Origin of the sequence: Roseomonas populi, assembly GCF_024594815.1 — a bacterium.
GTDB lineage: Bacteria > Pseudomonadota > Alphaproteobacteria > Acetobacterales > Acetobacteraceae > Roseomonas > Roseomonas populi.
Map to the genome: position 1 here is coordinate 82,262 of NZ_JANJOU010000022.1, position 12,778 is coordinate 95,039.

General features: G+C 73.9%; 16 protein-coding genes. 7 read left to right on the top strand and 9 right to left on the bottom strand.

Annotation, left to right across the window (positions count from 1 at the left end):
* Positions 1-28: 28 nt before the first annotated feature.
* Together NRP21_RS21315 and NRP21_RS21320 are read right to left on the bottom strand one after the other, a co-directional pair.
* Entirely contained in the window at positions 29-217 is a 189-nt protein-coding gene (locus NRP21_RS21315; RefSeq protein ID WP_257718251.1) for a hypothetical protein, read from the bottom strand.
* A gap of 12 nt (positions 218-229) precedes the next feature.
* Positions 230-892, bottom strand: coding sequence for a dienelactone hydrolase family protein (locus NRP21_RS21320; RefSeq protein ID WP_257718252.1), 663 nt, complete (start codon positions 890-892; stop codon positions 230-232).
* Positions 893-929: 37 nt separating this feature from the next.
* On the opposite strand from NRP21_RS21320, the gene NRP21_RS21325 reads away from it, so the two are divergent.
* Positions 930-1,118, top strand: a complete 189-nt coding sequence (locus NRP21_RS21325; RefSeq protein ID WP_257718253.1) for a DUF4169 family protein — start codon at positions 930-932, stop codon at positions 1,116-1,118.
* A 49-nt stretch (positions 1,119-1,167) separates the two neighbouring features.
* Here the strand turns inward: NRP21_RS21325 and NRP21_RS21330 are convergent, their stop codons facing one another.
* The 7 genes from NRP21_RS21330 to NRP21_RS21360 form a co-directional block, all read right to left on the bottom strand.
* Complete coding sequence (locus tag NRP21_RS21330) at positions 1,168-1,599, bottom strand: phasin family protein (RefSeq protein WP_257718254.1); 432 nt, start codon at positions 1,597-1,599, stop codon at positions 1,168-1,170.
* A 72-nt stretch (positions 1,600-1,671) separates the two neighbouring features.
* Positions 1,672-2,583 carry a hypothetical protein gene (locus NRP21_RS21335; RefSeq protein WP_257718255.1) on the bottom strand — a complete coding sequence of 304 codons (912 nt, stop codon included), beginning with the start codon at positions 2,581-2,583 and terminating at the stop codon, positions 1,672-1,674.
* Positions 2,584-2,629: 46 nt separating this feature from the next.
* On the bottom strand, positions 2,630-3,859 hold the full coding sequence (locus NRP21_RS21340) for an MFS transporter (RefSeq protein WP_257718256.1): 1,230 nt from the start codon (positions 3,857-3,859) through the stop codon (positions 2,630-2,632).
* Between the two features lie 179 nt (positions 3,860-4,038).
* The gene (locus NRP21_RS21345) at positions 4,039-4,470 is read right to left on the bottom strand and encodes a DUF1772 domain-containing protein (protein WP_257718257.1); all 432 of its coding nucleotides are present in this window, start codon (positions 4,468-4,470) and stop codon (positions 4,039-4,041) included.
* A 33-nt stretch (positions 4,471-4,503) separates the two neighbouring features.
* On the bottom strand, positions 4,504-5,322 hold the full coding sequence (gene proC, locus NRP21_RS21350) for a pyrroline-5-carboxylate reductase (protein ID WP_257718258.1): 819 nt from the start codon (positions 5,320-5,322) through the stop codon (positions 4,504-4,506).
* Positions 5,323-5,417: 95 nt separating this feature from the next.
* Complete coding sequence (locus NRP21_RS21355) at positions 5,418-5,921, bottom strand: type III secretion system chaperone family protein (RefSeq protein WP_257718259.1); 504 nt, start codon at positions 5,919-5,921, stop codon at positions 5,418-5,420.
* A gap of 133 nt (positions 5,922-6,054) precedes the next feature.
* Positions 6,055-6,504, bottom strand: coding sequence for an accessory factor UbiK family protein (locus NRP21_RS21360; RefSeq protein WP_257718260.1), 450 nt, complete (start codon positions 6,502-6,504; stop codon positions 6,055-6,057).
* Between the two features lie 143 nt (positions 6,505-6,647).
* Between NRP21_RS21360 and NRP21_RS21365 the strand changes: the two genes are divergently transcribed.
* From NRP21_RS21365 to NRP21_RS21390, 6 genes are all read left to right on the top strand, one after another.
* Positions 6,648-7,361, top strand: a complete 714-nt coding sequence (locus tag NRP21_RS21365) for a hypothetical protein (RefSeq protein WP_257718261.1) — start codon at positions 6,648-6,650, stop codon at positions 7,359-7,361.
* 198 nt (positions 7,362-7,559) lie between these two features.
* On the top strand, positions 7,560-8,369 hold the full coding sequence (gene lgt, locus NRP21_RS21370) for a prolipoprotein diacylglyceryl transferase (protein WP_257718262.1): 810 nt from the start codon (positions 7,560-7,562) through the stop codon (positions 8,367-8,369).
* Between the two features lie 116 nt (positions 8,370-8,485).
* On the top strand, positions 8,486-9,451 hold the full coding sequence (locus tag NRP21_RS21375) for a class I SAM-dependent methyltransferase (protein ID WP_257718294.1): 966 nt from the start codon (positions 8,486-8,488) through the stop codon (positions 9,449-9,451).
* Positions 9,448-10,215: a peptidoglycan editing factor PgeF gene (pgeF, locus tag NRP21_RS21380; protein WP_257718263.1), complete on the top strand. Its 768-nt coding sequence runs from the start codon at positions 9,448-9,450 to the stop codon at positions 10,213-10,215. The genes NRP21_RS21375 and pgeF overlap by 4 nt, the downstream gene beginning before the upstream one ends.
* A gap of 139 nt (positions 10,216-10,354) precedes the next feature.
* Positions 10,355-11,338, top strand: a complete 984-nt coding sequence (locus NRP21_RS21385) for a hypothetical protein (RefSeq protein ID WP_257718264.1) — start codon at positions 10,355-10,357, stop codon at positions 11,336-11,338.
* A gap of 498 nt (positions 11,339-11,836) precedes the next feature.
* Positions 11,837-12,769 (top strand): ribose-phosphate pyrophosphokinase, encoded by a 933-nt coding sequence (locus tag NRP21_RS21390; protein WP_257718265.1) that lies wholly within the window; start codon positions 11,837-11,839, stop codon positions 12,767-12,769.
* The last annotated feature ends 9 nt before the right edge of the window (positions 12,770-12,778 follow it).

Below are 12,778 nucleotides of genomic sequence, written 5' to 3' on the forward strand. Positions count from 1 at the left end.
CTCGGCGCCTCTGTCCGGAAAACGCCCGTCAGGCGCTGGAGCTGGTGCCCCAGCCGCGCTGCCGGCGGCGGCGCCCGACGACGAAGGCCACCGCCGCCGCGATGGCGAGGAGGACGATCATCACGATCGGCGGCTGGGAGAAGTTGTCCGGCCAGACATACGGAATGATCGCCAGCAGGGCGAGGAAGATGACGATGCCGACGATGGTGCGGAGCATGGTCGCGGTCCCCTAGCCCATGTGCTTCGAGAGGAAGTCGATGGCGCGCCTCTCGGCCAGCTCGGTCGCGGCGGGATCGTAGCTGCCGCGGTCCTCGCAGGCGAAGCCGTGGCCGGCGCCGGGATAGACGAAGACCTCCACCTCCGGCCGCGCCTCCCGCACCAGTTCCACGTCCGAGAGGGGGATGCCCTTGTCCTCGGCCCCGAAATGGAGCTGGACCGGGCAGTTCGGCGTCTCCGTCCGCGTGCCGGCGATGCCGCCGCCGTAGTAGCCGACCGCTGCCCGGAAGGAGCGGGAGCGCGTGGCGCCCCACCAGGCAATGGTGCCGCCCCAGCAGTAGCCGATGATGCCGTGCGCGGCGCCGGCGGGCAGGGCGGCGGCGGCCGCCTCCACGTCCAGCATCACCTTGTCGTCGGGCACCTGCTTGCGCAGCGCCATGCCGCGGTCACGGTCCGCGGCCTCGTAGCCCAGCTCCACGCCGCGCTCCGCACGGTCGAACAGGGCGGGCGTGACCACGGCCCAGCCGAGGCTGCCGAGGTGGTCGGACAGGCGCTTCATGTGGGGGTTCACCCCGAAGATCTCCTGCACCACGACCAGGGCGCGCTTCGCGTCCTGCGGCCCGGCACGCCAGGCGGAGAGGCGGTGGCCATCGGCCGCGGTCAACTCGATCTGCATGCTGGCTTCCAGGGAATCGGGTGCCTATCCTGGGGCCATGGCCGAGATCGTCAACCTGAACCGGGCCCGCAAGACGAGGGATCGCGCGGCGGCGGAAGCGAAGGCGGCCGCCAACCGCGCCGCCCACGGGCGCACCAGGGCGGAGCGGGCGAAGGACGCCGAGGCGAAGGCGAAGCGGGACGCTCTGCTGGACGGGGCGCGGCTGGAGAAGCCGGGCGAGGGGTGAGCCGGCCGGGGGAGAGAGGACGCCTTCTCCCTTCCCCCGGGGCGGCGCCTCAGCCTTCCTTCTTCGCGACCAGCCCGCGCACCTCGTCCATGGCCTCCGAGAAGCGCTTGTTCAGCACCGTCAGCGCTTCGGAGTTGGACTTCTGGATGAGGTCGGCCAGCTCCTTCATGTTGGTCACGGCCTTTTCGTAGCTGGCCTTCACCATCTCGGCCTGCTTGGCGGCCTGGTCCTGCGGCGTGCTGGGGGTGCTGGCGCCGCGCACGGCGTCCGTCATCTCCGCCATGGACTGCTGCAGGATCTCCATGTGGCGGCGCGCCACGGCCTGCGCGCCCTCGAGCGCCACGCGGTTGGCGGCGGAGAGGGCCTCGAGGTTGCGGCGCTGGGCATCGGCCAGGGCCTGAACGTCCAGCATCGGCATTCGCATCTCGGACAGGAGGCGCATGGGATCCATCTCCGACGGGAAGGTGGGGCGATCGGACATCGGCATTCCTCCTGAACGATTCGGCGCCATCCTTGCCCGCCGCGCCGGGGCGCGTCCAGCAAAGGAGCGATGTCAGGCGATCGGCAGGGGGCCGGATCCACCTTTCTTGCGCGGCGGGGTGGGGGTTGCGGGCGCGTCCGGCGCCTCCGGGGACAGGGCGGAGGGCGGGATGGGCTCGGCGGGGGGCAGAGGCTCGCCAGAGGACGTGCCAGAGGACGTGCCAGGAGGCGTGCCGACGGGCGTGCCGCCCTCGCCGGGCTGCTCCGGGCCGGCGGCGTTGGCCAGCATAATACCGGTATCCGCCAGCGGGGGCTCGACGATCGGGGGCTCGACGATCGGCGGCTCCACGATGTCCGGCGGGGTGGAATCGGCGCCTTCCACCGGGCCGGACATGGGAGCCTCGTCCTCTGTCAGGCGCAGGGTGCGGGCCACCTTCTCGGCACGGTCCAGGGCGCGGTCCAGCGCGGCCATGGTGGGGCCGAGATCGACGCTGTCATCTGTCTCCCAGGCTCGGGCGACGGAGAGCCAAACGCCGACCAGCCCCTGCACGCGCAGTGCGCCGGCGAGGCCGGCGGTGGAGACACCCGCCCCCTCCAGCGTCCAGGCCATGGAGGCCATGAGGATGGGGGAGAGAAGAAGGGCGGAGAGCGGGTCCCGCATGAGGTCCCGCTGCATGCGAAGGATGCCCTCGCGGTGCGGCTGCAGTGCGTCCAGCCGGCGCATCAGCAGGTCGAACACGCGGTCCCGCGCGGTCCCGAAGCCGGTCTGGCCGGGCACCGTGCCCTCCAGCACGGCCTGATCCACCGAACGGGCATGGGCGCGCAGCAGGGCAACGGGGGTGGTGTAGCGGCCGCGCAGGTCGGACAGGCTCTCCCCGCTCTCGGCGGCGATGCGGGCGAAGGTGGCGCCGTGCCAGCCGTGCTGGGCCACCACGCGCCAGAAGGCGTCGAGAAGGGCCGGGGAGGGGGCGTCGCGCGTGTCCATCGCCCTGCAAGATGGCGCATATCCGGGATGGATCAACCGCACCGCATCATCCGCGCGGGGCGCGGCCCGAAACGGCGGCGGCGATGGCGGCAGCCTGGAGGATGGCTGCCGCGACGAAGAGGGCCGGCCCGCCCACGGCATCGCGCAGCAGGCCGAAGGCGGCGGGGGCGAAGGCGTAGCCGGCCTGGCTGGCGGCGGTGATGAGGGCCACGGCCCGCGCCGTATCCGCGGGGACGAATTCCGCCTGGGCGATGAGGGGCGGGAGGGAGGTGGCATTACCGATCCCGAGGCCGACGAGGGCGAGGCCGGCCAGCATCGGCACGGGTGCCCCGCCCGCCAGCAGCAGCACGGCCGCGCCCGCGATCTGCACGGCGAGGCTGGCGGAGGCTGCCAAGCGCCGATCCACCCCGGGCCCATCGGCACCGGGGCGGAGCAGGCGGGCCATGGCCATCCGGCCGAGCACGGCGCAGGCCGTGGCCATGCCCATGGCCAGCCCCGCCCCCTGCGCCCCGAGCGCGGGGACGAGGAGAGAGAAGAGGTGCGCGATCAGCCCGATCTGCGCGAAGAGAGAGAGGGTCATGAGGCCGGCGAGGGTGGCGAAGCGCCGGTCCCGCCAGGGTTGGCCGAGCGGCGGCGCCGGGTGGGCGGTGGCGGCCGGGGCGGGGCCGGGCGCGCCATCCGGCAACTGGCCCAGCGCGGCGGGGCTGCGCCCGATCACCCGCCCCGCGAGGAGCCAGAGGGTGGCTGCCATGGCCGCGCCCAGCAGCGCCGCCGCGCCGGGCAGGCCGAGGGTGCCGATCAGCGCCACCCAGAGCGGCGAGAGCAGCACGCCGCCGACGCTGGCGCCGTTATAGGCGGTGGAGAGGGCGGCCGGGCGCCCCCGCACGAGCCAGGGCGCCACCATGGCGTTGATGGCCGCCGCCCCCGTGGCCGCCCATCCCGCGCCGCTGACGAGCGTGGCCGCGAAGAGCTGCCACGGCTCCGCCGCCAGCGCCCAGCCGAGCAGGCCGAGGCCGGAGGCGATCCCGCCCGCGCGGGTGATGCCCGCCAGCCCGAACCGCGCGTGCAGCGCCGGCAGGCGCGCGACGATCAGGGCGCCGGCCAGGAAATGGGTCGTGACGGCGGCCGAGACGGTGGAGAGGGGCCAGCCCCGAGCCTCGTGAATGGCCTGCAAGAGGATCGGCGGGCCGTAGAAGCCCAGGCCCCAGGCGAAAACGGCGACGGCAAAGGCCGCCCAGACCACCCGCCAGCCGAAGAATGCCGTGCTGCCGCCCATTGCGTCGCCCCCCTGTTCCTGCCCGGCATGGAGGCTGCCCGCACCGGCATGCCCGGTGCTGCGGTCCCGCCCGGAGCATGGGGACTGATGAGGGGGAGGTCGCGCCACTCGCCTGCCGCTCGTTGCGGCGCATCGCTAGGCCGGGCGAGGCTCCGGGCCGCCTGCGCGAGGCGGCGCGGTCAGGGGATGGATGCCCAGAGGAAGACGAGGACCGCCGCGATGCCGAGGGCGGTCCGGATCGCGTGGAGCGAGCCCCAGCGCCGGATCATGGACCTGGTCTCGGCACCGGCCGCGGCGGGCCCGATCGCCATAAGCCGGCGATTGGTGGGAAGGATCACGAGAAGGGTGACCGGCCAGTTGGCGAGCATCAGCAGGCCTCCGGCCGCCCAGCCGGCGCGGCCTGTCTGCCACCACGCCGCGAGCCCGAGGAGGAAGCCGATGACGGCGAGCGGGGCCTGCAGGGCCGCGCCGCGCTTGTAGGCGGGCTTCCACTCGGCCAGCAGTGCCCGGTGGTCCAGCCCCAGCCGCGCGGGCTGCTCGACCAGGTTGATGTAGAGCGCCGCGCCCGCGAAGACCGCGGCCGTGAGGAGCGCGAGCTGGCCGAGGATCATGTCCCGCTCCCTCCTAGCCCTAGGTGAGGCGCCTCAGCCCGCGAGCTCGCGGGAGCGGCGGGTGGCGGCCTCGATCGCACGGGGGATGAGCTGCGGCCAGGCGTGCTCGGCCATCAGGACGTTCAGCGCCTGCTCCGTGGTGCCCTTGGGGGAGGTGACGTTCTGGCGCAGCACCGCCGCGTCCTCCTCGCTGCGGGCGAGAAGGGCGCCGGAGCCGGCGACGGTGGCGCGGGCCATGCGGCGGGCGAGGTCGGGCGGGATGCCCTGCTCCACCCCGGCCTTCTCCAGCATCTCCGCCAGCAGGAAGACATAGGCGGGGCCGCCGCCGGAGATGGCGGTGACAGGGTCGATCAGGCTTTCGGCCTCCACCCAGGACACCTCGCCGGTGGCGGAGAGGAGGCGGTCGGCGAGGGTCTTCTGGGCCTCGGTGCAGCGGCGGCCGGCGCAGGCGACGGTGAATCCCTGCCCGATGGCGGCGGGGGTGTTGGGCATGGCGCGCACCACCGCCGCGCCCTCCAGCAGCGCATCCAGGCCGGAGAGGGTCTTTCCGGCCATGATGGAGACGAAGAGGGCCCCGCCCCGGGCGAAGGGGCGGTAGCCCGGCAGGGCTTCCTCGGCCTGTTGGGGCTTGGTGGCGAGCACCACGGCCTCCGGCACGAAGCCGGAGGGGATGGTGACGGCATCGGGCACGACCCGGATCTCCGGGCGGCCGGCGAAGGGCTTGGTGGAGGGGTGGTGGGGTTCCACCACCACGGCGGAGGAGAGGCCGCGGGCGAGCCAGCCGGAGAGCAGGGCGCCCCCCATCTTGCCGCAGCCGACCAGGAGGACGGGCGGAAGGATCGCAGTGGACATCGGCGTGGCCCCTTTGGAGAGAGCCCGGGCGGGCGCGTGGGCCGGCCCGGGCGTCCCCTATGGAAAACCCGCCTTTCGGCGGGTCCGCAAGGGGTTCAGGCCTCTCCGGCGCAGTCCAGCATGGCCGCTGCCAGTGCCTCGGCGGGCGGCTTGCCGCCCCAGAGGACGAACTGGAAGGCGGGGAAGAAGCGCTCGCACTCGGTGATGGCGATGTCCACCATGTCCTCGAGGCTCTCCACGCTCGCGCGGCCGGCGCCGCGGAGGAGGACGGCGTGGCGGAACACGGGGATTCCCTCCTCGCCCTCGATCCCGAAATGCCCGATCCAGAGCTTCTCGTTCGCCAGGGCCAGCAATTCGTGCAGCTTGCCCCGCGCCTGGGCCGGCACCTTCATGTCGAAGGCGCAGGTGAAGTGCATCGCGCTGATCTCGTTCGACCAAGAGAAGTGCAGGCCGTAGTCGCACCACTTGCCCGGGGCTTCCGCGGCCATCTCGCCGTCGGACCGGCGATCGAAGGCCCATTCATTGGCCGACACGATCTGCTCGACGACGTCGAGCGGATTAGCGGCCCTGTCCCGGTTTACAGTGAGGGTGGCTGACATGGCGTCACCTCCTATCCCGAGACGGGCGACCCCCCTCCTCTGGTATCGAATCGGCCGGGTCAGCCCCAACTGGTTGATACTGCGATGGCGAACGCAGCGGCAAGGCCGAGGGTTCAGCGAATCCGGGCCCGCATCACACAATAATCGGGCCTGTGCCTTCCACGGGCGGCACGCCGGGCTCCGGCGGGGCGTCCTTCGCCATGTCGTCCATCCGGGCCTCCAGCGCGGCGACGCGGAGCGCGAGCGCCTCCGACTCCTCCCGCGCGCGGCGGGCCACCTCCAGCGCCGCGTCCAGCTCCTCGCGCTTGACGAGGTTCAGGCGGGCGATGAAGGCCTCCGCCTGGGCCTGCACCATGGCCTCCATCTCGGCCCTGGCGCCGTTGAGCACGGAGAAGGCGCCGCCGGCCATGCCGGCCAGGTCGTCGAAGAACTTGCCGCGGCCGGTGCCGCCGAAGGGCCCCCCGGTGGAGCCGCCGCCGAAGCCCTTGCCGAAGCCGCCAGCGCCGAAGGGGCCGGAGCCGCCGCCCGGGTTGCCGCCGCCCGGATTGCCGCTGCCCGAGCCGCCCTGTCCGCCTTCCTGCATCCCTGCCTCCTCGCGATTCATGCAGGACAACATGGCCCCGGGGGACGCGCCGGCGTAGCCCCCGGCGCGCATTTCCCGCCGCTTGCCGCGCCCATGCCCGCCCCCTACCTAGCCCGATGGATTGGGCGCGAGCGGGGACGACGATGAGACGACGGGTGCTGGTCCTCCTGGCGTTGCTCGGCATGGCGGCCGGCGGGGGCGCGCTCGCCCAGTCGGCCGATCAGCCCGGGAGCAGCGCCTTCGGGTCCACCGCCGTGACCAGGGCGCCAGCGGGCGCCGGCTCGGGGGGTGGTCTCGGGAGGGCGCAGGGCGGCCTCACCTCCGGCACTCCCGGCGCCGCCGCCCTGCCCTCGCCTTCGCCCTCGCCCTTCGCCGCACCAGCGCAGCCGGCACAGCCAGCGCAGCCGGCAAAGCCGGTGCCGCTGATCGGCGCGGGGAACTTCTGCGCGCAGCCGGCGGGGCTCTGCGGCCCGGCCTGCAGCGTCAGCTGCCCGGAGGGGCGCATAGCCTACTGCACCAACGGCCAGGGCGGCCCGGCGAGCACCACGGCCCGCATCGGCACTCCCAGCCCCCCCAGCAGGACCGTTCCCCCGGGCGTTCCCAACCCCGGCGGGGTTTCCGGCTCCAGCGGGACCGCGGGCACGGGCAGCGGGGCCATCCCGTCCGGTGCGGCGGCGGTGTCGGGCGCCGGTGCCTCGGGAACGCCCGGCCTCCCCGGTGCCGCCGGTTCGGCCGGCACGCCTGGGGGAACCCTTGCTGGCGCCGCCGGGACCTACGGAATCCCCGGCATGGCCGCCTCTGGCGGCGCGCTGCTGCCCGCCAGCTGCACGGGGCGGCCGACCTGCAGTTGCAAGTGACGCTGGGGGAGGGGCGGCGGGGACGCCGCCGCTGACCGGCCAGCCCACCATTTCAGCCCACCATTTCAGCCCTGGCCGATCGGGCCTATACCGCGCCCGCCCGGCGGCTCCGGGCAGCCGGCAAGGGGGCGTCCGCGTCCCGGCCGGCGTTCAACCGACCCGGCCCGGCCCCGCCGCGCCCGGCAGCACGGGCCATCGATGATCCCCGCCATCCTCTTTCCCGCCTTCGATCCCGTGGCCCTGGCCGTCGGGCCCTTCGTCGTGCGCTGGTACGCGCTGGCCTACATCGCCGGCATCGTGATCGGCTGGCAGGTCGCGCGCCGGCTGATCCCGAAGGCGCCGGCGGCGGGCACGCCGGAGGCGATGGACGACTTCGTCACCTGGGCGACGCTCGGCGTCATCCTCGGCGGCCGGCTGGGCTACGTGCTGTTCTACCGGCCGGACATCATCCTCAGCGCGCCCTGGGAGATCCTGTACCTCTGGCACGGCGGCATGTCGTTCCACGGCGGGGCGGCGGGGGTGATCATCGCGCTCGCCCTGTTCTGCCACCGGCGCGGGGTGCCCTTCCTGCTCTTCTCTGACCGGGTGACAAGCGTGGTGCCGGTCGGGCTCGGGCTCGGGCGCCTCGCCAACTTCATCAACGGCGAGCTCTGGGGGCGGGTGACGGACGTGCCCTGGGGGATGATCTTCCCCCATGCCGGGCCGGAGCCGCGCCACCCCTCCCAGCTCTACCAGGCGGCGCTGGAGGGACTGGTGCTCTTCGTGATCCTGCAGTGGATCGTGCGCACGCCCCGGCTGCGGGCGCGGCCGGGCTTCACCGCCGGGGCCTTCCTGGCGGGCTACGGCGTGGCGCGCATCATCGGCGAGCTGTTCCGCCAGCCGGACGTGCAGCTGGGCTTCCTGGTGGGTGGCGCGACGATGGGGCAGCTGCTCTCCGTCCCCATGGTGATCGCGGGGATCTGGCTGATGGCGCGCAGCCGGCCGGTGGTGGAGGCCCCCGCCGCGTGAGCGGCCCGGAAAATTCACGCGTGAGCGGCCCGGAAAATTCACGCGTGAGCGGCCCGGAAAAGCCACGCGGGAGCGACCTGCCCGCCCCCGCCGCCACGGAACGGCTGGATGCCTTCATGGCGCGGGCCAACGCGGCCTACTACGCCGGGCGCGACCCCTTCGGCGCAGCGGGGGACTTCACCACCGCGCCGGAGATCACCCAGGCCTTCGGGGAGTGCCTTGGCCTCTGGGCGGCGGTGACCTGGGTTGCCATGGGCAGGCCGGACCCGGTGATCCTGGCCGAGGCCGGGCCGGGGCGCGGGACGCTGATGGCCGACGCGCTGCGGGCAATCGGGCAGATGATGCCGGATTTCACCCGGGCCCTGCGGCTGCACCTGGTGGAGACCTCGCCCCTGCTGCGGGCGGCGCAGCGGGCGCGGCTTCCGGACGCGGTGTGGCACGACGACATCGCCGCCCTGCCGCCGGGGCCGGTGATCCTGCTGGCGAACGAGTTCCTGGATGCCCTGCCCATCCGCCAGTTCGTCCGGCGCGGCGGCGCGTGGATGGAGCGCTTCGTGGCGGGCGACGCCTTCGTGGAGCGGCCGGCTCCGGACGCGCCTCTGCCGGACGCAGGTGAGGAGGGCGAGGTGCGGGAGGTGAACGAGCCCGCCCTGGCGATCGCGGCCGCGCTGGGCGCGCGGCTAGCGGCGCAGGGGGGCGCGGCGCTCTTCATCGACTACGGGCCCGGCGAGAGCGGGCCGGGGGACAGCCTACAGGCCATCCGGGGCCGGGAGGCGGCGGATCCCCTGGCCGATCCCGGGACCGCAGACCTGACGGCGCACGTGGATTTCACGGCCCTCGCCCGCGCTGCCCGGGCGGCGGGGGCGGCGGCGCACGGGCCGCTGCCGCAGGGTGTGTTCCTGTCGCGGCTGGGGCTGCACAGCCGGGCCGCGGTGCTGGCGGCGGCTGATTCCGGGCGCGGCGCCCGCCACATCGAGGCCGCCACCCGCCTGACGGCGCCGGAGGCGATGGGGAGGCTGTTCAAGGCCCTCGTCCTCTGCCACCCCAGCCTTCCCACACCGCCGGGCTTCGAGGCCGCATGAGCGCAGAATTCCTCACCGCCGCCCCCCTTGCCGGGATGCCGCACGGCTTCTTTACCCGGCGCGGCGGGGTGTCCTCCGGGCGCTTCGCCAGCCTGAACTGCTCACTCTCCTCCGCCGATGATCCGGCGCTGGTGCAGGAGAATCGGGCGCTGGCGATGCAGGCCATCGGGGCGGCGCCGGGCAGCCTCTCCGGCTTGTTCCAGGTGCACGGCGTGGCGGTGGCGGTCGCGCGGGAGCCGATCTCGCACGAGGCGCGCCCGAAGGCGGACGGGGTGGTGACGGACCGGCCGGGCGTGACGCTGGGGATCGTGACGGCCGATTGCGGGCCGGTGCTGTTCGCCGATCCGCGCGCGGGCGTGGTGGGGGCCTGCCATGCCGGCTGGCGCGGGGCGCTGGCGGGAGTGTTGGAGGCGACGGTGGAGGCGATGGAAGGGCTGGGCGCACGGCGGGCGGACATGGTGGCGGTGCTCGGCCCCTGCATCCGCCAGCCAAGCTACGAGGTGGGCGCGGACCTGCGGGCGGAGCTGCTGGCGAACGACCCGGAGGGCGGCCGCTTCCTGGCCCCCGGCGCGCGGGAGGGGCACTGGCAGTTCGACATGGCCGGGCTGATCCTGGCCCGGCTGGCGGGGGCGGGCGTGGCGGCGGAGGCTCTGCCGAACGACACGCGGGCGGAGGAAGGGCTTTTCTTCTCCCACCGGCGCCGCACGCTGGAGGGCGGCGGGCCGATCGGGCACCAACTCTCGGCCATCGCGCTGCCGGGATAGGACGACGCGCGCCCGGGGGCAGCGCCCTGCGCACCCGGGGGCAGCGCTCCGCGTCCCTGGGGTAGCGCCGCCCGGCCCGGCCGTGGATAAGGGCGCCGGCTCCGGCCCCTCCATCCCTGTGGCGCGAATGTTCCTGACCATGCCTGCCCCTGCGCGATCGTTGCGGACGCGCCTGATCCCCTCGCTCCTCCTGCCGCTGGCGCTGCTGGCGGCCTGCGGGCCGCTGCCGCAGCCCTTCCGGGGCAATCCCGGGACCGTGGCCCGCCGCCTGGCCGCGCCGCCCGCCTACCGCATCGCCGTGCCGCCGCCGAACGCGGCGCTGCTGACGGACGTGGCCTCCACCGACTTCGCCATGGCGATGACGGAGGCGCTGGAAGGCGCCGAGGTGCCCGTGGTGGCCGGCCCGCCCGCGCCGCTGGACTGGCGGCTGGACGTAACCGCCGAGCAGGACGGGCGCGGCGTGACCCCCGCCTATTCCGTGGTGGATGCGGACGGGAAGGTGCTGGGCCAGGCCCGGGGCGCCCCCGTGCCCGTGCGGGAGTGGAGCGAGGCGCGCACCGAGACCCTGCACCGCGTGGCCGCGCGCGACGCCGAGCTGGTGACGGGGCTGCTGACCCGCGGCGAGGCGGCGCGGCGGGCGGCGGAGACCGTGCCCTTCAACGGCGCCGGCGGGCCGCCCCGCGTGCGGTTCACCGGCGTGCAGGGCGCCCCGGGCGATGGGAACGAAGCCCTGGCCCTGCGAATGCGGGACTTCCTCTCGACCAAGGGCCTCGTGGTGCAGGACGGGGCGGATGGCGCGGCCTTCTCCGTCGCCGGGAAGGTGACCCTGGCCCCCGTGCCCGGCGGCAAGCAGCGCGTGGAGATCCAGTGGCTGGTCCGCCGGCGCGACGGGCACGACCTGGGCCAGGCGCTGCAACTGAACGAGGTGCCGGCGGGCACGCTGAACGGGCTCTGGGGCGACGTGGCCTATGTGGTGGCGCAGGAGGCCTCCGCGGCCGTGCGCGACATCATCGCCAATGCCGGAGGGCTGGGCGAGGAAGCAGCGCGGCGGCCGGCCCCCGATGCGCCAACACCGCCGGCGGCGCCCGGCGCCCCGGCGGCCGCAAGCCCGGCCGGACGTTAGCGGCGGCTGGTCCTGGAGGGCCAGCGCGTGCGGCCCCAGGAGGGAGAAGGAATTCTTCCTCCTGGGCCTCCCTCATCTTCTTCTGGAAGGCTGCCGCGGAATACTCGGCTGGAGGTGCGCCTGAGGTCGATAACCGCAGGCGACTGGCAGGGCGACCGGGCGGAAGCGGTGTCGAAGATATTCCGGCGCTGCCCTTTCATCGTCTTATCCGCGGCACCCTGGACGCTAAGGTCTGGGGACCCCCGCCGAGGCCCCCAGCGGAGGGGGCCAGGGGAGGCGGCGTCTCCCCCGGGCCAGCGAGAGCAACGCATCAGAACAACGATCGCGTGAGAGGCCGCCATCGCGGCGCGCTGTGGCATGCGCCGTGCGTGGGGCGGCCCTGCCCAGCGCCTGGGTGGCTCCGGCATGGACTTGGCGACCTGTGGTTGCTATCCCGCCGCCGCCTCAAGCCGCCTGTCCCGTGACTCGTCCAGCGGCGCGCCCGGAGATTTCCAGCGGATGAAGATCCTCGCCTGCAACAGCAACCGCCCGCTCGCCGAGGCGGTGGCCGCGGCCCTGAACCTGCCGCTCACCCAGGCCTCTGTCCGGCGTTTCGCGGACCTCGAGATCTTTGTGGAGATCCAGGAGAACATCCGCGGCGAGGACGTGTTCGTCATCCAGTCCACGAGCTACCCGGCGAACGACAACCTGATGGAGCTGCTGATCACGCTGGACGCGCTGCGCCGCGCCTCCGCGCGCCGCGTGACGGCCGTGATCCCCTATTTCGGCTACGCCCGGCAGGACCGGAAGTCCGGCCCCCGCACGCCGATCTCCGCGAAGCTGGTGGCGAACCTCATCACCCAGGCGGGCGCGGACCGCGTGCTGACGCTGGACCTGCACGCCGGGCAGATCCAGGGCTTCTTCGACATCCCCGTGGACAACCTCTTCGCCGCGCCGCTCTTCGCGCGCGACATCCAGGAGCGGTACAAGGGCCGCGACCTGATGGTGGTGTCCCCTGACGTGGGCGGCGTGGTGCGCGCGCGCGCCATCGCCACTCGGCTGCACACGGATCTCGCGATCATCGACAAGCGGCGCCCGCGCGCCGGTGTCTCCGAGGTGATGAACGTGATCGGCGACGTCTCCGGCCGCGACTGCATCCTGGTGGACGACATCGTGGATTCCGGCGGCACGCTGTGCAACGCGGCGGAGGCGCTGCTGAAGAACGGGGCGCACTCCGTCTCCGTCTATGTCACGCACGGCGTGCTCTCCGGCGGGGCCGTGGCGCGCATCGGGGCGGCGCCGATCCAGCAGCTGATCTGCACGGACAGCATCCAGGCGACCGAGGCGGTTCGCGTCTCCTCCAACATCAAGCAGCTGACGATCGCGCCGCTGCTGGCCGAGGCGATGCGGCGCATCTCCGAGGAATCCTCGGTCTCCACCCTGTTCAACTGATCGATTGAA